This window comes from Streptosporangium sp. NBC_01810, assembly GCF_035917355.1.
Lineage (GTDB): Bacteria > Actinomycetota > Actinomycetes > Streptosporangiales > Streptosporangiaceae > Streptosporangium.
The window spans coordinates 1,649,015-1,670,941 of sequence record NZ_CP109070.1; the positions used below are offsets into that span (position 1 = coordinate 1,649,015).

14 protein-coding genes and 2 pseudogenes are annotated in these 21,927 nt (G+C 68.7%); 3 read left to right on the forward strand and 13 right to left on the reverse strand.

From position 1 onward, the window contains the following. Nucleotides 1-46 precede the first annotated feature (46 nt). Nucleotides 47-385: a 3'-5' exonuclease gene (locus OIE13_RS36575; RefSeq protein ID WP_442816047.1), complete on the reverse strand. Its 339-nt coding sequence runs from the start codon at nucleotides 383-385 to the stop codon at nucleotides 47-49. After that, entirely contained in the window at nucleotides 386-1,345 is a 960-nt protein-coding gene (locus tag OIE13_RS07710) for a UvrD-helicase domain-containing protein (RefSeq protein WP_326830270.1), read from the reverse strand. 44 nt (nucleotides 1,346-1,389) lie between these two features. On the opposite strand from OIE13_RS07710, the gene OIE13_RS07715 reads away from it, so the two are divergent. After that, a complete protein-coding gene (locus OIE13_RS07715; RefSeq protein WP_326638736.1) occupies nucleotides 1,390-2,700 on the forward strand; it encodes an ISAs1 family transposase in 1,311 nt (436 codons plus the stop codon). Between the two features lie 28 nt (nucleotides 2,701-2,728). Here the strand turns inward: OIE13_RS07715 and OIE13_RS36580 are convergent, their stop codons facing one another. Both OIE13_RS36580 and OIE13_RS07720 read right to left on the reverse strand, forming a co-directional pair. After that, a complete protein-coding gene (locus OIE13_RS36580) occupies nucleotides 2,729-2,968 on the reverse strand; it encodes a UvrD-helicase domain-containing protein (protein WP_442816048.1) in 240 nt (79 codons plus the stop codon). An 80-nt stretch (nucleotides 2,969-3,048) separates the two neighbouring features. Continuing rightward, nucleotides 3,049-3,741, reverse strand: coding sequence for a hypothetical protein (locus tag OIE13_RS07720; protein WP_326830342.1), 693 nt, complete (start codon nucleotides 3,739-3,741; stop codon nucleotides 3,049-3,051). On the opposite strand from OIE13_RS07720, the pseudogene OIE13_RS07725 reads away from it, so the two are divergent. After that, nucleotides 3,649-4,961: pseudogene (locus OIE13_RS07725) on the forward strand (protein kinase domain-containing protein). The gene OIE13_RS07720 and the pseudogene OIE13_RS07725 overlap by 93 nt on opposite strands. On the opposite strand, the gene OIE13_RS07730 reads toward OIE13_RS07725, so the two are convergent. From OIE13_RS07730 to OIE13_RS07755, 6 genes are read right to left on the reverse strand one after another with little or no spacing between them, the layout of a single operon-like run. Further along, nucleotides 4,951-7,053, reverse strand: coding sequence for a DEAD/DEAH box helicase (locus OIE13_RS07730; RefSeq protein ID WP_326641582.1), 2,103 nt, complete (start codon nucleotides 7,051-7,053; stop codon nucleotides 4,951-4,953). The pseudogene OIE13_RS07725 and the gene OIE13_RS07730 overlap by 11 nt on opposite strands. Continuing rightward, nucleotides 7,050-8,357 carry a BREX system ATP-binding protein BrxD gene (brxD, locus tag OIE13_RS07735; RefSeq protein WP_326829803.1) on the reverse strand — a complete coding sequence of 436 codons (1,308 nt, stop codon included), beginning with the start codon at nucleotides 8,355-8,357 and terminating at the stop codon, nucleotides 7,050-7,052. The genes OIE13_RS07730 and brxD overlap by 4 nt, the downstream gene beginning before the upstream one ends. Then, complete coding sequence (gene pglZ / locus OIE13_RS07740) at nucleotides 8,354-11,092, reverse strand: BREX-2 system phosphatase PglZ (protein WP_326829804.1); 2,739 nt, start codon at nucleotides 11,090-11,092, stop codon at nucleotides 8,354-8,356. Before pglZ ends, brxD begins: the two co-directional genes overlap by 4 nt. Then, nucleotides 11,089-13,656 carry a hypothetical protein gene (locus OIE13_RS07745; protein ID WP_326829805.1) on the reverse strand — a complete coding sequence of 856 codons (2,568 nt, stop codon included), beginning with the start codon at nucleotides 13,654-13,656 and terminating at the stop codon, nucleotides 11,089-11,091. The genes pglZ and OIE13_RS07745 overlap by 4 nt, the downstream gene beginning before the upstream one ends. Beyond that, nucleotides 13,548-14,120 carry a DUF6079 family protein gene (locus OIE13_RS07750; RefSeq protein ID WP_326641575.1) on the reverse strand — a complete coding sequence of 191 codons (573 nt, stop codon included), beginning with the start codon at nucleotides 14,118-14,120 and terminating at the stop codon, nucleotides 13,548-13,550. Before OIE13_RS07750 ends, OIE13_RS07745 begins: the two co-directional genes overlap by 109 nt. Nucleotides 14,121-14,123: 3 nt before the next feature. Beyond that, nucleotides 14,124-14,945 carry a DUF7008 domain-containing protein gene (locus OIE13_RS07755; RefSeq protein ID WP_326641573.1) on the reverse strand — a complete coding sequence of 274 codons (822 nt, stop codon included), beginning with the start codon at nucleotides 14,943-14,945 and terminating at the stop codon, nucleotides 14,124-14,126. 244 nt (nucleotides 14,946-15,189) lie between these two features. Between OIE13_RS07755 and OIE13_RS07760 the strand changes: the two genes are divergently transcribed. Further along, the gene (locus tag OIE13_RS07760) at nucleotides 15,190-15,627 is read left to right on the forward strand and encodes a hypothetical protein (protein ID WP_326829806.1); all 438 of its coding nucleotides are present in this window, start codon (nucleotides 15,190-15,192) and stop codon (nucleotides 15,625-15,627) included. Nucleotides 15,628-15,945: 318 nt separating this feature from the next. Here OIE13_RS07760 and OIE13_RS07765 read toward each other — a convergent pair whose 3' ends face one another. From OIE13_RS07765 to OIE13_RS07770, 3 genes and pseudogenes are all read right to left on the reverse strand, one after another. Continuing rightward, nucleotides 15,946-16,989 carry a protein kinase domain-containing protein gene (locus OIE13_RS07765; protein WP_442816061.1) on the reverse strand — a complete coding sequence of 348 codons (1,044 nt, stop codon included), beginning with the start codon at nucleotides 16,987-16,989 and terminating at the stop codon, nucleotides 15,946-15,948. Between the two features lie 58 nt (nucleotides 16,990-17,047). After that, nucleotides 17,048-17,206, reverse strand: a pseudogene (locus OIE13_RS36585) (hypothetical protein); the annotation flags it as partial. A 65-nt stretch (nucleotides 17,207-17,271) separates the two neighbouring features. Beyond that, complete coding sequence (locus OIE13_RS07770; protein ID WP_326829808.1) at nucleotides 17,272-21,900, reverse strand: DEAD/DEAH box helicase; 4,629 nt, start codon at nucleotides 21,898-21,900, stop codon at nucleotides 17,272-17,274. Nucleotides 21,901-21,927: the final 27 nt, after the last annotated feature.

Genomic DNA, 21,927 nt, shown 5'->3' on the forward strand with positions numbered 1-21,927 from the left:
ACTGGTGGTCTCTTTGGTAGCCGTAATACTTTTCCTCGGTAGCTGATCAAATAGCAACGGTAGAAAACCGGGCGCGGGTCAGGCCGACATACAGAATTCGGTGCTCTTCGTTTTCCGAATCTAGTCCTTTACGGAGTGTCTCATGCTCCCCAGAGGTTAGCCGCACTGCGACTCGATCCCATTCGCATCCTTTGGCTTGGTGGATTGTTATTCCGAGAATACGGTAAGGATGAGTGTTCGTTACACGTTTTTTAATATTTTCGAGCTCTCGGTATGGGCCTGTTTCCGGAAGGTATTGCTCGGTCTCATGCCGGATAGAAAGGGAAAGTTTTTTCCATGTATCCTGAACCGGGTCGGAGGCGAGAGAAGCCAGAACGCCGCCCAATCACTCGAAAAGGCGCTGCGGGGCGGCGGGGTCGAGAATCCCCAGGTTGCGAAGGGCATCGTTCAGAAAGGTGGACGACAGCCCGAACTCGACTTGTGTCAGTTGGTTGAGCAAGAGAGCGACTGCCGACTCTGCGGCTGTGTGAGGTGGCCCGAACGAGAGCGGAAGGATTTCCGTACCCGCACTCCAGAGAGACTGCCACTTCCAGGCAAGGGCGACATCGACTTTCTCCCCTTCCCCCGCAGAGAGTTCGACAGGTTTGCGTGCGCGTAGACACTCTGCAAGCAGGATGGTTTCGGGAGAACGGAAGCGGAAGGATTCAGACAGCGGGCAGCTGATGAAGCCGTACCGGGACACGAGTTTGTGAACGAGTTCGGGAGTAGCACCCCGGAAGGCGTATAGAGCCTGCCAGGGGTCGCCGATGATGGTTGTTTTGATGTCCTGCTCGCAGGCCATGCTGACGAGTCGCAGGTCCAGCTCGTTGGCGTCGAAGATTTCGTCAACGATCAGCGCACGTATTGAAGTCTTTATATGTGTGGAGATCGCATCCGCAAGTGCATGGTTTTCTAATGCCTGATTCAGAACGGTTCGTATTTCGGCGTGGGTGCACTTTCCCTGTTCCAGGTGATCGCGATATGTGGTTATATCACAAGGAACTACTTCGCCATCTATGATCGACAGCCAGGAGCTCGTGTCAGGGTACGTGTAACCCCAGGCTTTCCAGGAGTCCGCGACCGTTAATTCGACGCAACCACCGGGCCATGTCAGCAGACCATGGCGGAGAAGATACCCGAGTAGATCGTGCAGGTAGGCATCGATGGTGGCAACCCGATGGGGCCAGGTCAGCGCGGTTCTTCCCCACCGGGTATTCAGGGCCCCGGCGTTCCCGGGTTCTGATGCGGTATGCCGACGTTGAGCGTTTGGCCAGGTGGAACGCGAAAGAGCGCGACTTCTGCTGATCTTTCGGGTGTCGAAATCCGGAGATCATCGCAGGAGTCGCGCTCGTGTCCCCATCTTCTCTGACCAGTTCCCCGCATGTCTCGTGTCTTGACCAGCTCGCCGACTTGGCATTGTGGGAGTCCGAACTGGCACCCGATCCGGTCGTGGTGGAATCGGCGTTGATGCGCCGGTTGGCGACGGTTCCCGATCGGCGGTCTGCTTGCGGTCTGCGCCATCCGCTGGTGGCCATCTTGACGTTGGCCGCGTGCGCGACCCTGGTCGTCGGCGGCGACAGCGTCGCGGCGATCTGGCAGTGGGCCGCCCGAAGCCCGCAAGCGGCGCTGGAGCGGCTGGGCGCCTACCGTGATCTGTTCACCGGGTTGTTCCTCGTGCCCAGTGAGCGTACCTTCCGCCGTGTTCTGGCGGAGCTGGACGCCGATGCGCTGGACGCCGCGATCAGCGGCTATGTCGCCGAGGTGATACGGCAGGAGGCTCTGACGCCACAACTGCCCGACACTCCCGGCCCCGCCGAACGGGAACAGCGCCGCGCGGCACGACGCCGGCTCAGCCATCCCGCCCCGGCCGGGCTGCTGCCCGCAGCGGCGCTGGACGGCAAGGCCCTGCGCGGGGCACGCACCAGCGAAGACGGGAGGGTCTTCCTGGTCGGCGCGATCAGCCACGAGCACGGCGTGATCCTGGGCCAGTGTCAGGTCGCCGGCAAGAAAGGCGAGGGTCCCGCCGCCCGCGCGATGCTGCCCCACCTGCGGGTGGCCGGGATGGTCTTGACCTTGGACGCCCTGCACACCACCAAGACCACCGCCCGTCTGATCACCCAGCTGGGCGGCCACTACGTCCTCATCCTCAAGGGCAATCAACCGCTGGCACGCGCCGCCGCGCACGCGCTGTTGTCCGGGCCGGATGCCGACTGGACGCAAACCACCGCGGTCGATGACGATCACGGGCACGGCCGCAGGGAACGCCGCACCATCCGCACCGCCTCTGCCGATGACGGCCTCTTCCCCGGCGCCCGGCAAGCCTTCCGGCTCCGCCGCGACGTCGGCGAATTGGATGGCGCCTGGACCAGCAAGGAGATCGTGTTCGGCATCACCAGCCTGCCCGTTGAATTGGCAGGCCCCGCGCACCTCAACCACTACGAAAGGGCGCACTGGGGGGTGGAAAACCGGCTGAATTGGGTCAGGGACGTCACATTCGCGGAGGATCATTCCCAGGTCAGGACGGGTACCGCACCCAGAACCCTAGCCAGCCTCCGGAATCTGGCGATCAGCACCATCCGTCTGGCCGGCCGGGCCAACATCGCCCACGCTCGCCGCGATCTCCTCGACCACGATGCCGCATTCGCCGTCTACAACATCTGATCAACAGGACGGACTTGGACATAACAATTCAACGCCGGGGCCCTGACCGGGTATTGATCCGTTCTCGAAGTTCGGTAGCTGCAGCTCGATTGAAGCAGAGGGCGAGTACGGCTCGGAAGTCCCCCCTGCTGGTATAACGGTGCACGCCAAAGCGTTCAGCGGCGATAACGGTCTTTCCCGATCCGGGTTCAGCCTCGATATAAACACGTCCGGCTTCTGTGCCGGCGGCTTTGATCTGCGCAGGGGTTAGATCAAGGTTGGAGGTCACTGTTTCCTTCTTCTGAACTTAAGAAGTGGTTGAGATCTGCAAGGACGAGGATGCTTGGCGCGGGTTTGTCGTATAGGAAATCAAAAAGGCGATGCATATGGTCGGGAACGTGTACCGAGGAAGGGTCCTTGTCGATGCGATCCTGCAGTTCCTCGGCCAGTGCAAGGGCGAACTCTCCCTTTTTTTCTGGATGCGGATCCAGCACTGGTTTTGTGCTTTATCGAGGCGCTACGGAACAGCAATTGAATCTCGTCGGGGGTGATCCGAAGAGGAATAATCACACCAATTTTCCCAAGTGCTGCTGCGACTGCATCCTCGTTCCCGGCTGTGATCGCAGGCTCCAGGGTCGGCTCGCTTGCGAAATGCTTCACGATTTTTTGATCATGGGAAGCGAGCCATGCCGGATCCGTGAGCAAATTGCCGCTTGATGGCTTATCCGTATCGCCGAGTACGGCGATACGGTCACAGAGTTCTTTGCCTTTGATAGCGAGAAGCTGCACGGCCCAAGGCCTTCCTTTGAAGCCCATCGGAATGATAGCCAGCGCATTGACGAACGATGTTCGATTTTGGTTGCCCGCAGCCCACGCCAGGCCAAGCTGGCGGAGCAGCGCCACATCCGTCACTCCTTCGACGAGAGCCATACGTTCGGCGAACAAAGCTGAGGATCGGGTGGCGTCCAGATGCAGACGCGCCTTAGAAAGGACGTCTTTTTTGATGTTCAGGTGCGCTACAGCACAGGCGATTCGTTTTCCGGACTGAAGGCGCCTCAGCACTATGAGCTCCTCAGGCTGACAGGCCGAGATGACATTGGGAGCGTGCGAACTGAGGAGCTGACCAAGCGCTTCGTCCGCGAATCCCGGATCACCGCCCGGTTGGAACACCCCGGTGTTCCGATCGTCTACGACCACGGAATCTACGACGGCGAGCTCTATCTGGTGATGCAGCTCATCGACGGCTCCCCGGTCTCCACCGTGATCGACGAGGTTGAGCGGCTTCCGATCGGCTGGGTTGCCGCCATCGGCGCGCAGGTCTGCACGGTGCTGTCGGTCGCGCACGCGGCCTCGCTCGTTCACCGGGATCTCAACCCGGCAACCTGATGCTCTGCCTGGACGGGACCGTGAAGGTTCTTGACTTCGGGGTCGCTGGCGCGTTCGAGGCGTCGAGCATGCCCCGGATCCCCCAGACCGGCGTGACGACGGGCACCCCTGACTACATGGCCCCGGATCAGGCGTTCAGTGCCGTCACCACCCCGCAGTCCGACCTCTACTCCCTCGGGGTCGTCCTGTATGAGCTGCTGACCGGAGAACTGCCGTTCAGAGGGCCGACGCCCCTCGCGGTGATGCGTGGACACACCGACGAGCCACCCCGGCCTCCGCGCGAGCTCCGTTCCGGGATTCCGGTCCGGCTGGAGGAACTGGTCCTTCAGCTCCTGGCCAAGAAGGCGGAGGACCGGCCCGAGGACGCGGCGGAGGTCTTCGCCAGGCTGACCGAGTTCTGCCGCTCGGTGCTCGCCGAGGTGATCGAGCCGGCCGTCCAGATTCTCGGCCCTGCCAGTTCCGAGCTGAACGGTCTCCGGCTGGAACTGGCCAATGTGCTCTTCCTCGGCGGCGACTACCGAAAGGCCGCTCCGGAGTTCCACCGGCTCGCCACGGACCTGGCCGCACGCGAGGGGGCCGACCATGATCTGGTGCTTCGCTGCCGTCTGCAGGAGGCCGTCTGCCACGCGAAGGTGGGGGAGAACAGCCTGGCTCTCCGGCAGCTCCGCGGTCTGCCGGCCGACGGATACAAGTTCGGCGTCGACGAGGATCGCATCCTGGAGCTTCGCCGCGAGATCGGACTGCTGGAGCTCGCCGCCGGCGACAAGGCGGTGGCGATCCACACGCTGTCCATGCTCCTTCCGGATCTGGAACGCCGCTACGGCCCGCGGCACCCCGCGGTGGACCAGATCGCCGAGATCCTGGCCGACCTGGACCTGCACACCACTACCCGGTGATCGACCAGCGAGACGACTCGCCGAGCACCTCCTGCGCGCCGTCCAGATCGGCCAGGCGTGCGGCGAGCGTGGCGACCGCCAGCCGTTCGGGCAGGGCCACCGCGAACTTCAGCCCCGTCAACGCCCTGGGGTCCACCTCGGGCAGGCAGAGCCGGTCCGCCGCTCCGTCCATCGCCTTCCGCCACCCGTCCGGAGTCAGGTTCGTCCGGAGCCGGATGGATTCCTCCTCCACGCGCTGACCGCTGTCGGCGATCTCCGACAGGGTGGCCGCGAGGGTCGCGTTGACCCGGGAACCGGCCCAGGTCCACCAGTGCACGTCGCCGGTCTCATCCCTGGTGACGACGGTTCCGCCGGGGTGGACCGTTGCCAGACCGTCCTCGCGGATCACGGCGAGCCGCTCCCGCGCCCGGCGGCTCAGCTGAACCGATGGGTCCTCGCCCAGCAGCACCGAACGCATGGCACGGCAGAGGACGAAGGAGAGCCCACCCAGCCCTCGTCCGTTCCAGCGGGCCTTACCCCTGCCGTCGGCGGGTTCCACGTGGCAGCGCCGCCGCCGCCAGTCGATGTGGTTGACCCGCCAGGTCCGCCCGGCGAGCAGCAGCAGTCTCGGTCCCTCGATCTCCTCGGTGAGCAGTGCGGGATCGGTCCGCCCGATCTCCTTGCGCCCGTGCAGCACGGCGAATTCCGGGGCGGCGGTGAAGACGGAGGTCATCTCCATGAAATGCCGGAACCCGAAGCGCCGCTCGGCCTCCGGGCCGATGAACAGCATCCCGGAGTCCTCGTCCAGGTATCCCGACGCGACCAGGTGACCGACGACGGGTTCGGAGCCCGGGCCGAACGGCCACAGCCCGTTCCACCACCGTGGCCAGATTCGGTCCCCGACCCGATGCTCCTGCAGGCAGAGCGCCAGCATCTGCTGGGCCATGATGTGCCGGGGCTCGGGGGGCGGGGTGACCGGCTCCACCCAGCCGCGCCCCCAGAGCAGCAGCAGCGCCGCGGCCCGCAGCAACGATCCCTCGTCCAGGGCGAGGAACAGGCAGTTCCGTACGCTTCCCGCCCGGCGCCCGGTCCTGCCGATCCGCTGCAGGAACGACGCGACGCTGAACGGCGCGTTGATCTGGATCACCCGGTCCAGGTCACCGACGTCGATGCCCAGCTCAAGGGTCGAGGTCGCGATGATGACACAGTCCCGGGCCTCAGCGAACGCCTCCTCCGAGCGCCGTCGCTCGTCGGCGGAGAGCGAGGCGTGCGAGAGGAAGACGGTGATGCCCAGACCGCCGAGCGCGTGCCCCAGCTCCTCGACGAGCTGTTTGGAATCGCAGAAGACCAGCCGCTTCTCACCCCGGTGCAGCGCCGAGATCACCTTCGCGGCGTTGGACACCGAGCCCACGTAGTCCAGCTGCACCTCTCCCGGCGGTACGACCTGCGCCTGACCGGGCGGGCCGGGCGCGACCACGTGCGCGGGGCGCTCTCCCGCGCCGGATCCCTGCAGCCAGGTCAGCAGCTCGCCGGGGTTGCCCACGGTGGCGGACAGGCCGATCCGCTGAAGTGGGCGGCCGAGCAGGTGGGTGAGGCGTTCCAGTACGGCGAGCAGGTGCCAGCCTCGGTCGTCGCCGGCGAAGGCGTGCACCTCGTCGACGACGACGGCCCGCAACCCGGCGAAGAACTGCCGGTGGTCGACGTTGACGCTGACCAGCATCGACTCCAGCGACTCCGGCGTGGTCAGCAGCACATCGGGCTGCTCCCGGAGGATCCGCCTGCGCCGGGGGGAGGTCACGTCACCGTGCCAGAGCGCGGTACGCCGCCCGAGCCACCCGGTGTAGCCCTCCAGCCGGGGCAGCAGGTTGTTCAGCAGCGCCTTGATCGGGCAGAGGTAGAGAACCGAGGTGCCGTGCCACTGCTCCATCGCCATCCGCGACAGCAGCGGGAACATCGCGGCCTCGGTCTTCCCACCCGCCGTCGGGGCGAGTAGCAGCGCGTCCGCGCCGGTCAGCACCGGCGCGATCGCGTCCTGCTGGAACGGTCGCAGCTCCGGCCAGCCGAGCGTGTTGACGATGTGGTGCAGCACCACGGGGTGGAGCTCGGAGCTCACGGCAGATCCAGCGAGATGTCGTCCATTGACAGCGCGTTCCTCTCCACCTCGGTCAGCTCGTGCGCGCCGACGGTGAGCCGGTAGTGCACCCGGGGGTCGAAGTCGGGGAACTGGTCCACTCGGTCGAGCACCTCGCCGACCAGCTTCTTCAGGAACAACCTGGGTGCGACCCCTACCCTGTCGCCCAGTGAACCCGCGACCGCCCGCGCGAGATCTGCCAGATAGGCGTCGTCCACCACCGAGGCCACCCGGGTGGACGCCCCCGCGGCGTACAGGTCCCTGACCCGGATCCCCAGCTCCAGCAGGCCGTCGTGGCTGAACCCCGGCAGCCGGGTCTGCACCGCCCGGGGGTTGTCGAACCGGGCGTCGGTGTCGAAGTCGGTGGCCAGCCTGGCCGCCAGCGGTGCCAGTCGCTGAACCCCCTGGGAACCCTCCGAGAAGAAGGCGGGTGTCCCGGTGATGAGCACGTACAGCCCGGGAAACCGGCCGGAGTCGACCTCGTCGATGAGCTGGCGGAGCGCGTTGAGCGCCTTGTCCCGCACGTCGGAGCGGACCCGCTGCAACGTCTCCACCTCGTCGAGCACCAGCAGCAGGCCCTGGTGCCCCGAGTCCCGCAGCACGGTCAGCAGACCCTGCACGAAGCCGAGCGCCCCGAAGTGGTCCAGGTCACCGCGGACTCCCGCCGCCCGCTTGGCGGACGCCGCCACATGCGGCTGCCCGCCCAGCCAGGCCAGTACGGCTTCAGCGGTCACCGGATCGGAGGCGGCCAGCGCCGCCCGGTAGCCTCGGAGCGCGGCGGCGAACGCGGGCGCGGAGCGGCTCACCTCGGCCAGCCGCTTCTCCAGCAGGGCCGCCACGGCCGGGTCCAGCTCGGCTTCCGGCACCCCGGCGGCGAGCGAGTCCTCCTCCAGGGTGTACATCCACGCGTCGATCACGGAGCGGAGCGCGCTCGGTGCGAACTGCGCGGTCGACAGGTTCTCGCAGAGCCGCCGGTAGACGTTCTCCAGCCGATGCAGCGGCGTCTCGGTCTCGGAGATCTGCACCTCGGCCACGGCCGGCCCGGCACGCTTCGCCCGCTCGGCGAGCCAGCGGGCGAAGAACGTCTTGCCGGAGCCGTACTCCCCGCGGACCGCCTTGAAGACCGCGCCGCTTCGCGACGCGACGGCCAGCTCGTCGTCGAGGGCGGCGGTGAACCGGCCCAGGCCCACCGCGAGCAGGTCCAGTCCGGCAGACGGGACGGTGCCGCGCCGCAGCGCGTCGATGACCTCGCGGCGGCGGCGCTCGCTGACGTTCCCTACCGTCACGACACCCCGAACTGCTCGATGAGGATGCCGATGTCCAGCACGACGGTGACCCCGTCGCGGTCGTAGCCGATCGGGTCGTAGCCGTCGACGCTGAGCACCCGCCGGACCGCGGCCAGCACGCTGCGCAGCCGGGTCGCGGGCACCTGTGCGAGCGCGGAGAGCGTCGACTCGTGCAGCCGCCCGCCGCCGTCGAGCAGCGCGATCAGCACGGCGCGGACCCGCTCGTCGTCGGAGGCGGCCCGTCCGGCGCTCTCCCGCTGCCGCGCGTAAAGCGAGGTGGCGAGCAGTTTGTCGACGAACCGCTCGGCGGCGCGTCGCAGCACCGGTGGCGCGGCGGGGAGCGCCAGTTCCTCGAAGGAGATCAGCTCCTCCTGGTTCTCCGGAAGCCTCGAGGAACTCGGCCGCTGGGCCTTCCGGGGAGCCGGGGGAGTCACGGGAGCCGCCGTGGATGCGGCGAGGGTGACCGTACTGTGCCACCAGGCGGGTTCCTGCGCCGGGGCGGGCCGCCAGCCGGCGATCCCGTCCACCGGAGCGGCGCTGAACACCGCGAACGGCACGGCGACCTCGGCGGCGGAGACACCGCCGTGGTATCCGGCGCGCTTCGCGGTGTAGCGCAGCCCCTCGCGCCAGGGCAGTACGGCCGCGCCGCCGCCGAGCAGCACCCGGCGTCCCTCGATGGCGATCTCCCCCTCGGTAACCGGGCCGCCGACAGGACGCCAGCGGGCCGACTCGGCTCCGGTGCCGGTCAGCGGCACGCTGTCACGTTCAATGACATGCCCGTGGTCACTGGTGAGGATCAGGGTCCGGCCGGTCGCCCTGGCCGCCTCGGTCAGCGCCGTCAGATGCCGGACCTGGGCGCGCGTCCAGGTGGTGCCACCGGGATCCATCTTGTCGAGCGCGTCGTCGACGGTGTTGAGCACCACGCCGACCACCCGGGCCTCGCCCTCCACCGCGCCGCGGACCTCCGAGTGCAGGGAGTGGCCACCGGGGGCGCGCAGCTCGTACTTGTGGAACAGCCGGGCCGCCGGATCGCCCGTCGCGGCGGCGAATCCGGATTTCTCCTCGCGCTGACCGCCGGTCCGCAGCGTTCCGGTGAGCAGGCTGGTCCGGCAGGTCTCGGTGACGGTGGGCAGCGCGGGCAGCAGCACCCGTCGATGACCCAGCGCGGAGTCGATCAGCTCGATCCACCGGCTGCCCACCAGTTCGGCCGCCAGCTCGGCGAGCACTCCGGCGGACATCCCGTCCAGGACGATCAGCAGCGACCGGCCGAGCGGCCTGACCAGCGTGGACAGCGCCGACTCTATCGGCACCAGGGTGCCGGGCGGGGAGTCGGCGGCGACCATGGTCGCCAGGTGTCCGGCGAGCACGCGGTCCCGCGCGTCGCGCCGGGCCGCGACCACCTCCAGCAGCGACCGGTAGGCCCGGCCCACCTGCTCGTCGAGATCACCGTCCCACACGTCGGCGAATGCCCACTCGGCGTAGGCGCCGACCCTGATCTGGTGGTGCAGGGTGTCGGCGAGGGTGAGCGCGGGCTCGTCGGGGACCGCGAGCGACCGAAGCAGCCGGAGCGCCATCTGGGCCACCACGGCCCGGCGCTCCCGGTCCATTCCGCGCTGGGCCAGTTCGTGCGCCGCGAGCTGGGCGTACGCCTGCTCGGCCCGGTCCAGCTCCGCCGGGCCGGGGACGGGAAGCGCGTTCCGTACGGTCTTCGCGAACTCGCGCAGCCGGCTGTCGTACGCGCCGGGCAGCAGGGTGGAGCGGGTGATCAGCGCCCCGGCGTTGAACTTGCGGAGCAGCTCTTCGGCCCGTTCGAGCAGGCCGTCCGGCTGGTTCAACTGGACGATGGCCGCCTCCGCCGCGCGGCTCCAGGTCTGGGCCTGCTCGGCGGGCAGATCGGCGCCGCCGAGCCTGGCCCGGAGCAGGCCGCGGGCCTCACCGATGGACTGGACGCCGGTCCTGCCCTCCGGCCACAGCAGCCCGGCGGCCAGCGCGAGCGGGAGCGCGTCGCCGCCGTGCCCGGCCGCCGCGGCCCGCAACGTCCAGATCCCGGCGGGTCCGGTGACGCCGCCCAGCCAGTTGGTCAGCCCGATCCGTACCTCGCCGGGAAGCGCGGCGACAGCGGCCGTCGCCACCGGGTCGAGCGACCAGCGCAGCAGTCCGGTCGCGTCCGGGTGCCCCGGGGTGAGGTACGGCTCGCCGTCGGCCCGGGCCCCGAACAGTACCGAGGCGAGGTGCCCGAGCGCGTGCTCACGGGTGAGCGCCCCTCCGGGAGCGGGCGGCCAGCCGGAACCGGCCGGTTCCCACCTGCCCAGCGCCGACGCGGCCCAGTCCTCGGCCAGCAGCAGCGGATCGACGCTCCGTGCCGCGAACGACTGCTTGAGCAGGTCCCACGGCTTCAGCGGGATCAGCATGCCGCGTACCAGGTGGGTGAGCAGCCCGAGCCCGAGGTCGGCGGCGTCCGTGTCGGTGAGGACTACCAGGTAGCCGGGGTTTCCCCGGTGCGCGATGAGCTCCTCCCGGACGGCCAGCGCGGACGGGCAGGCCCTGACCTGGACGAGGGTCTCGCCGGAGGCACCCTCCAGCGGGAACGACGGCTCCCCGGCCCATTCGGGACGGGCGTGGATGCCGATCACCCGTTTCGACTGGCCGGGCTTCGCGACCCCGCTCACGATGCTGCGGATCGCGGGCAGCGTCGCGGCGGCGAGCCGGGTCCCGGTCCCGGAGGTCTCGATCACGACTGCGCCTCTCCCGTCGAGATCCGCCAGCTGATGGTGATCTGCGCCCCGGGGTGTGCGTCGGCCAGCGCCTTCAGCGTGCCGAGCGCCCCGTCGATGGTGCCTGCGGTCACGGTCGTCGTACCTGTCTTATCCGTCACGGTCACCGGATCGGGGTCGGATGACCCGTCGATCGGATCCGGCCAGATGATGATCGGGTCCGGATCGATGATGATCGGGTCCGGGATGACGATATTGGCCAGGAGTTGCTGTGCCTCCCGCTTGGCGTCGGCGAGCGCCGGGCCGAGGGACAATTGCACCTCCTGATATCCGGCCGCGTCGCGGAGCCGCCTCACGAGGTCGGCGGCGGTCTGGTCATGGGACGAGCGGGTCTCGACCGCGCGCAGCAGGTCCCAGTCCATACGGTCCAGCGCGGCCACCATGCTTTCGGCCGTCTTCAACGACCGGGCCACGGTTTCCGGTGCGGCGTCCAGTGCCGCCGAGGCCAGGCCGCTGACCAGGTCATAGGCTTCGGGTTCCGCTGCCAGCGAGGTGACCAGCGAGGCCGCGTTCCTGACGAGGCCCAGCCGGTCCGAGGTCCCGTCGGCGGCCTGGCTCCCGGTGAGGCCGAGCGCGTCGCGGTGGGTCTCCAGCAGCGCGACCAGCTTCCGGGCCGGCTCCTGCAACGCCCTGGCCTGGGTGCGCACGGCTCCCGCGAGCCGGTTGACCGTGGCGGCCGACCGGCGCTCCCCGGACGGCACCCCGAAGATCCGGGCGGCCCGGTCGACGGCGCCGCGCCAGATGGACTCGTCGGGCAGCCGGGGCAGTCGCAGCTCGTAGGCGGCGTCGATCCGGTCCACCGGTGGCCGGGGGACCGGTCCCTCCTCGCCGCGGAACCATTCGCGGTCCTGTGCCAGCGCGAACGCCGCGACGACCAGCCCGCGAACGGCCGGGTCCAGGCCGCGCGCCTGCGGCTGGTCCAGCCAGCCGATCAGCTTGCCGACCCCGATGGACTGCTCCAGGCCGTCCTGGGCGGCGAGCTGGGTGAGGTGCCGGCGCAGCGGGAAGGTGTCGGCGGTCAGCAGGAACGCGTTCTCCAGCGCCTCACCGAGCTTCAGCGGGTTGGCCACCTTCTTGAGCACCTCGCGGTCCTTGGCCGCGATCGGGACTCGGCCGTGCTCGTCGGCCGCCGCCGCCTCCAGATACTCCAGCACGGTGGTGAGGTCGCTGCGCCGCACCTCGGACTCGATCCTGGCCAGGTCGTCGTTGGGGCCGAAGTTCTGCTCGTCGAACGGGAAGTCGATGACGAGCTTCCACCGGTCGCCTTCGGCGAGCAGCGCGGAGTCCGGCAGCTCCTCGGCGTTGCGGACGTTGCCGTAGACCAGGTCCACCGTGCGGCGGCTGCCGCGCCAGACGAACGAGTGCGTGTACCCGCCGCCGATGGTGTCGGCGGGAGCCGACGCGCCGAGCGAGGTGAAGACCAGCTTGCGCAGCAGCTGCCGGCGCTCTCCGTTGGTGTCCTGGTTGCGGACCCGGTCCAGCACGCTCTCGTAGTCGACGCCCGCGAGCTGAATCGTGATCAGCGGGTTTCTCTGGTCGTCGGAGAGGTGGATCTCGCTCACCCCCGACTGCCCGAGCTCCTTGAAGAGGGCCAGCACCTTGCCGGTCTCGTCGCCCACCAGCCGGACCTTGATCGTGCCGTGGTTCAGCGCGGCCAGCTTCAGCGCGGCCAGCTTCAGCGCGGCCAGCTTCAGCGCGGCCAGCTTCAGCGCGGCCAGCTTCAGCGCGGTGAGGTTGCGCAGCGCGGGGACGTTCGGCGCGATCGCGGTGAGCAGCGCCGTCTTAACCAGCCGGGCGTCGCTGACGAAGGCGTGGGTCCGCGGCAGGCCCTCGGCCCGGTCGCTGGTGAGCCGGTGCCGGTCCAGCAGCCGGGGCAGCAGCTTCTCCTCGAACAGGGTCCGCGCGTTGGCGAAGTGCTGCGCTATGTCGTCGGTGAGCGGCACCATGCCCGCGCTCATCAATACGTCGTAGACGTCGCCGACCGGGATCAGATCGTCCACCCTCAGCTCGTCCCGGCCCCGGCGGAGCAGCTCGGCCATGGTCCGCAAGCCGGTCCGCTCCCGCTGCAGCAGGCCGGCGAGGGCGACCATGGTGGAGACCAGCGCCGGTGAGAACGGATAGGTCCGGCGGAAGGAGAGCTGGTCGGAGGAGTCGTCCAGCCCGTCCAGCAGCACGTTCCAGACCTTCGGCTCCCGGGTCACATGCGCGAACGCCGCCTCCGGCTTCTCCCGGCCGCCGGGCTTGAGGGAGAGCAGCCGCCGTTCCACGATCAACGGGAGGTTGCCGTCGGCAAGGACGATCTTGTTGAAGCGGTCCTCCCACCAGCGGAACGTCTGGCCGGTGGCGTACTTCTCCGCGCCGGTGAAGTTCGCGCCGAGGAAGTCCTTGATGTCCCGCTGCCTGGCGACGAACGACATCAGCGGGATCGGGCGCCTGCTGGACGCCGACTCCACCAGCTTGGAGAGCTTGGGGCCCTCGCGGTTGACGAACGTCGTGTCGTTGCTGCGGGAGGCGAGCCAGAGCACCAGCTCGTCGATGAAGAGGGCGATGCCCTGGTAACCGAGCCGCCGAGCAGAGCCTCCTCGACCGTCGAGGCGCCCATCAGGTGGTAGTTGAGGCAGAGCAGCTTTTTCCCGGCCAGCCAACGGTCATGCCTGTCGAGCACCCCCTCCAGGTCACGGAGCCCCCGGGCGTCCGGGTTGTGCTGGAGGATGGCGTTGAGCACCGCCATGAAATGGCTCTTGCCCGAGCCGAACGAGCCGTGCAGGAAGACCGCGTCGCTGGCCCCCTTCTCCAGGGTGCCCTGGACGTAGCCGAGGGCCGCGTCGAAGCTCTGCGCGAGCTGCGGGGTGACCACGTAGCTGGCCAGGGTCGCGTCGATACGCGAGACGCCGTCGCTGAGCTTGAGCACGAAGTCGTTCGCGCTCAGCGACTCGGGGATCTCGATGACGTCCCTGAGCAGCACCGCACCGTCGGGAGAGGCCGCCATTCGTCAGTTCCCCTTCTCAGCCGTCGGTTGGGTGTTCTTGACCTTCTTTTTACCCTTGGTGCCGCGGGCGGGCGCCTTCGGCCGCCAACTGGCCAGATCCGGCCGGGTCAGCTCGTGTTCGGTGAGCCGGTCCCGCAACCAGCCGGAGAAGTGCTCGGCTCGGGCGGCGGTCCAGGCGTCCTCCCGGCGCTGGAGCTCCCAGACCTCCTCCCACTCCGCTCGCTTGCGCAGCCCGCTCTCCTTGTAGCGGTACGCGGCCAGGAACGGCACCTGCTCGTCCTTCAGCAGCGCGGCCAGGCTCGCGGTCAGGTCGTGGTCGGGGGTTCCGACGTAGAGGTCGAGCACCTGCCGGAAGTCCGTGTCCAGCCGGGCCAGGTCGGCGAGCTGCGCCACGCTCAGCGCTCGGGGGTCCCCGTTCCGGTCGGACCAGAGGCTTGGCTTCTCAAGCCGGTCCAGCAGCCAGTCGCGCAGCGCGTTCGCCCGCGTCGTCTCGTACGGCTCCGCCGCCCAGCGCCGCTTGCACTCCGGACGCTCCACCAGACCGAGCAGCGGCTTGTTCGCGATGAAGTCGATCCGCCGGCGGACCAGCTCTTTGTACGCCTCCGGCCAGTGTTCCGGGAGGTCGGTACGCATGGTCGAACGGTGCCGCTCGAACCAGGCGGTCTCCGTCCCCCCGGCCTCGACCTGCCTGCCGAGCACGATCTCGAACGCCCGCTCCCCGAGCGCCAGCCCCGGCAGGTCTTTTCCGCCGTAGGTGAGATCCTCCTCCAGGATCCCGTAGAGCTTGTAGACCTCCCAGTCCAGCTCTTCCTGTATTGAGATCATCTGTGCCCGGATCGGCGTTCTCGTCTTTCTTTCCGAAGTCTTCTCCAGTGACCTCGACATTGAGTTCGGTCTGACGGCCGCCGGACATGCCACCGCCGTAGATGAGGGAGTCGCCGGTGCCGATGTTCAACTGCAGACCGGGAGTGTTGGGGCCGTCCAGGCGGGTCACCCGGCAGGCGCGGAGCGCGGCGACCATCAGACGGAACTTGGTGATCGCGGTCGCGGTCGGGTTGATGTCCACGCCGTGCACGCTGTCCAGCGCACGCTGCACCCGGACCCGCAGGTCGGTGCCCGGTTCGAGCCGCCCCCACTCCTCCAGCAGCCGGTCGAACGCACCGAGCAGGAAGTGCCCCGACCCGCAGGTGGGGTCGATCAGCTTCAGTTCCGTCAGATCGAAACGTTCCAGGGCCGGGGTGAGGGTCTGGTCGAGGATGAACTCCTCCACGAAGACCGGCGTCTGCAGCAGCGCGTACTTCTTCTGGACGTGCTCCGAGAGATCCTGGTAGAGGTCGCCGAGGAAGCGGGTGTCCAGGCTCTCGCTGTGGAAGTCGTGCGCGAGCCGGATGCCGTCGCTGTCCCGGCGCTGGAAAGCCTCGATCAGCGCCTCGGCCCGGTCAGCCGAGATGTCCCACCACCAGACGAAGTCGGTGTCAGTTGGCCGTGCGATGGGAGATCATTTTAAGAGCAGGTAAAGACTCCCCGCAGGTGGCGCGATGTCAGCTCCATAACGAGCTACGAGAGGACATGCGGGTGCCCATCGGACCCGGTCCAACCCCCGGTGCCCCGTACGCAGCCCCCCTCGAAGGACACCAAAAGCCGAGCGAGGGAAGGCCGAAAGTCAGAACAGCCGGAAGTCGGAGAAGCCACAGGCCAGAGCAGCCGGAGGTCAGGATGGTCAGAGTCGGGAGGACCAGGGGATGGGGCGGTCAGGGATTGAGGTGGTCAGGGATCAGAAGTCGGAGGTTGAGGCGGTCAGGGATCAGAGGTCAGGAGGTAGGGCTCAGGAGACCGCGGCGTGCTGATGTGCCTTGATCCAGGTGGTGGAGAGCTGGACCGCGCCGATGGCGCCCGGAGCCGGGTGCCCGTCCAGGTGTGGCCGGCCGCTCTGGTTGGAGGGGAGCACCGTGGCCTCGTCGAGCAGCCGCCGCCTGGCGCCCTCCTCGTCCAGTGCGACCTTCAGGACCGCCTCGCCGTGCCGGGAATCCTTGACGAGCAGGGCGACGGCGGTGGACCCCTGCCCGAGCCGCTGGATGACCTCGAACCTGCCGGGCTCCTCCTTGGTGCCGAGGACGGCGCCCTGTCCGGCGGTGAGCGGGTCGACGCGCGGCTGACCGCCGAGCTCGGCGATCAGCTCTTCCAGGGCCTGCGCGAACCGGTCCACCGACTCGGTGCGGAGGTCCACGTCACCGGTGGTCGCCTCGCGGACCAGGTCGGCCATCGTCTGCGAGGCGCCGGGCAGTTCCAGGGTGAGATCGAGGCCGTTCTCCCGGACGATCCGCAGCAGCAGCTCCTCGTTGGACTCGGCGGGGGCCTTGCCGGTCAGGATGAGGAAGGTCAGCGCGCCCAGGCCGAACACGTCGGCCAGGACCGCGTCGGCGTCCGTGTTGTGCAGCGTCTCCCGGGCGAGATAACCGTGCGCGCCCCGGTCGGTCAGTATCTCCAGGGTGCGGGTCCCGGCCACCTGTCCGGTCTGCCCGGGCAACATCCGACCGGCGGTGTGCCAGTCCCGGACGCGGGCACCGTACCGGCCGTCACCGAGGGTGCGGACGTAGACCGAGAGCGGGCTGAGCCTGCGGTGGATCAGGCGGCGCGCGTGCGCGTACCGGAGCGTCCCGGTCAGGGTGCGGATCAGCTCCACCCGCTGGTCGACGCTGAGGGAGCCGCCTTTCTGCCGCAGGAAGTGGTCGAGGCGGACCTCGGTCGGGTCGTGCGTGAAGACGACCGCCGGGCCGCGTTCGTGCTCGTACAGCTCGATGGCCCGTGCGATGCCGGGATAGGCGGCGTTCTCCAGGACGGAGTACTCCCGCTTGGCGGCCCGCAGGATCCCGCCGCTTGAGCTCCAGCAGGTAGATGCCGCCCCGGCCGATGACCAGGAGGTCCACCTCGTACTGGCGGTTGGTCTTGGTGGTGAAGGTGAAGTTGCTCCACGCCCGGTAGGGGTCGCTCTCGCTGAGCAGCTCACGGATCGCGGCCAGACCGCTCCGCTCGTGCGCGTACTCGGAAGGCGTGACCTCGACCCAGCGCTTACTTCCGGGCTCCACCCAGTCCCTCTTGATCCTCAATGGCTGCCAAGTTTAGACATGTCCTGTCCGAAGCTGTAGATGGACTACTCCTCGGCCCTGAGGGGACCGTCCCCGGTCAGAAGTTCGAGGACCTTGACCGCCTCACCGCGGCGGAGCATGTCGTGGCTGCGCTCGTTGCGCCGGTTGCGCAGGCACCCGTAGCAGGAGGTCTCCTCGCCGCAGTCGCAGTTGGACATCCGTTTCAGCGCGGTCTCCACGACCAGGTCCAGCGAGTCGGCGATCCGCGTCACCGAACCCGCCCCGCCCGGCACCGCGTCGTAGACCACCAGGCTGGTCTGGCCGTCGTGCCCGGGGTGAACGGCGCCGTCGATGTCACCCCTGCTGATCTCCAGCCCGTCGGCGGCCCCTTCGAGCAGGGCGTACAGGGTGGAGATCCACTGCGACCAGGACAGCGACAGGGACTCCAGCCGCAGCTCCATGATGTCGGTCTCGTAGGTGTGCGCGAGAGAGCGCCAACTCAGCTTGCCCTTGCATTCCGACTGCCGCATCGGGTGGGTGTGCGTGGCGCTCTGCCTGCCCTTGCCGAAGTTGGGCGTGGCCCAGCCGCACCAGTCGCAGATCAGATAACCACTGCCGGTCGGCCCCTCGGCGAGCGCGATCATCTCGCCGCGCGAGCCGGACCGGCACAGTACCGACAACCCGCTCGCCGAGCGCCAGAGCCGCTTGACGGGGTCGTCCGCGAGCGACACCACATGGGCTGCCCCGTTCCAGGAGGTCTTCGGCGGGGCCGTACCGGGCTTGGCCGTCTTGTAGTCGGCGACGAAGCCGAACTCCGGCTTGTAGTACTTGCGCGCCTGGAAGTCGGCGACGGTGCCGCAGGCCGGGCAGACCGGATCGAGTTTCTCGCCGCCCTGCCGGAAGTGCTGGCACTGCCTGCACACGTAGTAGTAATTGCTGATCAGCTCCCGGCCGGGCAGCCGGTAGAGGCCGGCCGACCGCCACAGCACGCCTCCGGCGACCACCTCGGAGCCGGGCGCGTACTCGTAGATCGCGCTGGACAGGTCGCGGTCCAGCTCCAGCCTCGCTCCGACGGAGCTGTCACAGTGCGCGGTACGCAACTCGACGACATCCACCGGGAAGCCGTACTTGGGCAGCACGTTCCGGTTGGCCAGGAAACCGATCAGGTTGCGCCGGGTGATGGTGTTGATGGTCCGCTGGTAACGGTCGGCCTGAGCGAACTTCCTGCTCTCCGCGTACTCCCTGATGCGCTGCTCGAAGATCTCGATGTCCTGGGCCATCTCCTGCCGGACCTTCTCCAGGTGGACACACAGCTTGGTCACCCAGGCCTCCGACTCCACGCCGATCTCCGCCTGCACCGAGGTCGGCAGGATCCGGCGGAGGGACGCGGTGATCTCCTCCGGTACGGGGGTGAGGAAGTTCGCGACCCTGGTGCAGGGCGCGTCCCCACCGTCGGTGGCCCGGAAGAACTCACCGGCCGTGCGCCAGACCTCCCCGCTGGTCGCCTTGGCGTGCCGGAAGAACGCGGCGATCGCCACCGAGTGCGCGTGCCTGCGGTCGATCCGCTCGTTGCCCAGCGGCACGTACGGTGCGCGTACCTTACCCGCGATCATGGTCTCGGGTTCCTGGTAGCGGGACAGGTCGTGCGAGCGGCGCTGGGCGTAGGTCACCACCAGCGCGGCGGAGTCGGCGCGCCGACCGGCCCGGCCGGCCCGCTGGATGTAGTTGGCCGTGGTCGGCGGCATGTTGCGCAGCATGACCGTCTGCAGCTCGCCCACGTCGACGCCGAGTTCGAACGTCGTCGAGCAGGACAGCACGTTCACCTCGCCGCGCAGGAACCGCTGCTGGATGTCGGCGGCCTCGTTGCCGGTCCACTGGGCGGTGTGCTCCTGGGCGACCAGCGGGATGGGCGTCATGCCCTGGTAGAGCGCCCGGTAGTGGTCGGAGTCGTCGGCCGCCCACTCCTGAAGGGTGCCCTCGCACTTCAGTGTGGGGCAGATGCCGCGTACCGCCACCGTGGTGATCCGCCGGCAGAGGTCGCACCTATACATCTCGGTGGCCGGGACGAGCCTCAGGCTGCGGTGATCCACCTGGTGGACCACCCCGATCCGGGGAACCTGGTCCCTGGGCAGCCACCCCTCCCTGAGCGCGGTCAGGAACTCCCAGCACTTCATGAGCACCCGTCGCGGATCCTCGGCGGAGCCGGCCGTGGCGAGCACCCGCTGGAGATAGTCGAGCCGCCGATTGCCCCCTCGGGTCGGCACCCAGCTCAGCACCTTCAGCTTGGGCTCCGAACCGTCGCCGCGTACGTAGATGGGGCCCCGGCGTGGGTCGAAGGCCTCGTCGCCGGGGTCGACCTCCTCGGGCATGGTGATCGCCCCCTGGGTGCGGAGCGAGCGGGTGAGCTCGCCCAGCAGCGTCCAGACCTCCTCTTCCGAGAGCCCCAGGTAGAGGAACGCCGGAGGGAGCCGCCAGCGCGGATCCCGGTCCAGGTCGACGCGGATCAGGCCCCGGCCCTCCAGGGACTGGCGGTCGTCGAGGGCGACCAGCTCGTGCATCACCCAGAGGGAGACGGCGCGCAGCTTCGTCTGCTTGCTGTCCTTGCGCTGGAAGACGCCCGCCTTCGTGGCGGCCACGGTCACATGATGCACCAGGTCCTCGACGGGTACCCGGTCGTCGTCCCTGGTCGCCCGGCGCAGGCCGTCCAGCACCAGACGCCGCCGCTGCAGGTTCGTGTAGCTGTTCTCCAGATAGGGCGCGAAGAAGGCCGCCTGCTGGCGGCTGTCGCTGAACGTCAGCAGCTTGCGACCGCCACCCGGCTGGTCGGCCGCCTCCTCGTCCGGTGCGGGAGGCAGATCCTGGTAGAGCGCAGTGGCCAGTACGGCCGCCGCGGCGTCGTTACCGCTCTCGAACTGCCTGATCTGACCGGCTCCCCGGGCGCCGCAGGCATGGCAGCCGGTGGGCGAACTGGCCTTCGTGTTCAGCTTCCTGACCGGCCGGAGCCGGGTCTCCTGGCAGCCGCCGTACCCGCAGACCAGCGGCGCCGCCGCGTGCAGCGCGCCGCACCGGGGACACAGGTGCCCGTCCTGGGCGTCGATCTCCGGGCCGGCCTCCAGCGTCACCTCGTCCTCGTCGACGACCTCGGGAGCGTCACCGACCAGCAGCCAGGTACGGGAGTCCTTGTGCTTGATCCGGGGCGTGAAGACCGTGCCGCCCGCGGACATCTCCACCGAGCCGATGAGATGGACCGCGCCGCAGCGCTTGCAGCCGGCCAGCTCGAACATGGCGCCGCCGCAGGAGGTACAGACCTCGTGCCTGCCCAGCGAGACGTGCGGACCGGCGCTCGTTAGGCAGGTGAAGGCGCCCTCGGTCGCGCGGGCGAACAGGTGGTAGCGGGCCGAGAGCACCGAAGAGCCCGACCGGTCCTGCACCTGGCTGCCGACCTGCACCAGCGCGGAGAGGCCGCCCGCCGGGTCGTCCTGACCGCCGAAGATCAGCTGGGCGAGCTTGTCGAACGACCGCGGTCCTGCCAGGAGGGCGTTGCGGAGGGCGGCCATCGCGTGCTCACGGGCGAGAGCCGTACCGGCGTCGGTGAAATCCGCGCCCGCCGAGGCCGCGCGCCAGCACAGCTCCTCGCCGAGGTCCTCGCTCTGGGCAAGTTCCCGGTAGTCCTGAGCCGACAGCGGTCCCCAGAACGGGCCCTCGGGCATGTCCACCCTGGTCGCGCCAACGAGGTCCTTGCGGCTCTCGTCGCCGTCCACCCATTCGAAGTCGACGTTGAACAGCTTCTGGGCGAAGTCCATGACCGGGGGCGGCTGGTCTCCCACCGTGGCACTGGTGGCGATGCACTGGAGCCGCTGCCGGGGAGCCACCCGGTCGTGCAGGCGCCGCAACAGCATGCCGAGTTCCTCGGCCTTCGCGCCGTCGTAGACATGAGCCTCGTCAAGCGCGATGAACCGCCAGTGCCCGCCGTGCTCGCCCTCGAAGAGGTCCATGTCGGCCGGGCGGAGCAGCAGGTACTCCAGCATCGCGTAGTTGGTGAGCAGGATGTGCGGCGGGTTGGCGCGCATCTCCTCACGGCTGAGCAGCTCGTTCGGCAGCCTCCGCTGTCCGGGGTTGAGCTCCTCGAACTGGGCGATCCCCTTGAGAGTCTGCTCGGGGGTGTCGCCGGTGTAGCGGCCGAAGGTGATGTGCGGCACGGCCTCCAGCAGCTGGCGTAGCCGCTTGAGCTGGTCGTTCGCCAGGGCGTTCATCGGGTAGAGCAGCAGCGCCCGCACCCCCGGGCCGAGCTCGCCGTCGGCGTGCTCCTTCGCCAGGGTGTTGAGGATCGGCAGCAGGAAGCTCTCGGTCTTACCCGAGCCGGTGCCGGTCGCCACGACCAGGTTCCGTCCGGCCACCGCCTTGCGCAGCGCCCGCTCCTGGTGCAGGTAGAGGGGGCGATCCAGCGGCAGGGCGGGCCCGCCGAGCTTGGCGAACTCCTCGCCCAGCACCCCGGCGGCGATCAGCTCACGGAGCGTGGCCCCGGTCCGATAGGGCGGCGTCGCTTCGAGCAACGGCCCCTTGGTGAGCATCGGACTGTCCGTGATCTCCGCTGCCAACGCCTCGGCGATCCTCGGATCCCGTACCGGCAGGATCGACCGCAGATAACGCCGGTAGGTATCGGTAATGAGCGCACTGGTCTTGAGCGGGTCCACGCGTCAACTCCGGGGGGAGGCTTGGTC

Excerpts from the sequence above, each read along its gene's own strand:
- OIE13_RS07750 (WP_326641575.1), bottom strand. The coding sequence starts at position 14,120 with ATGGCGGCCTCTCCCGACGGTGCGGTGCTGCTCAGGGACGTCATCGAG.
- OIE13_RS07755 (WP_326641573.1), bottom strand. The coding sequence starts at position 14,945 with ATGATCTCAATACAGGAAGAGCTGGACTGGGAGGTCTACAAGCTCTAC.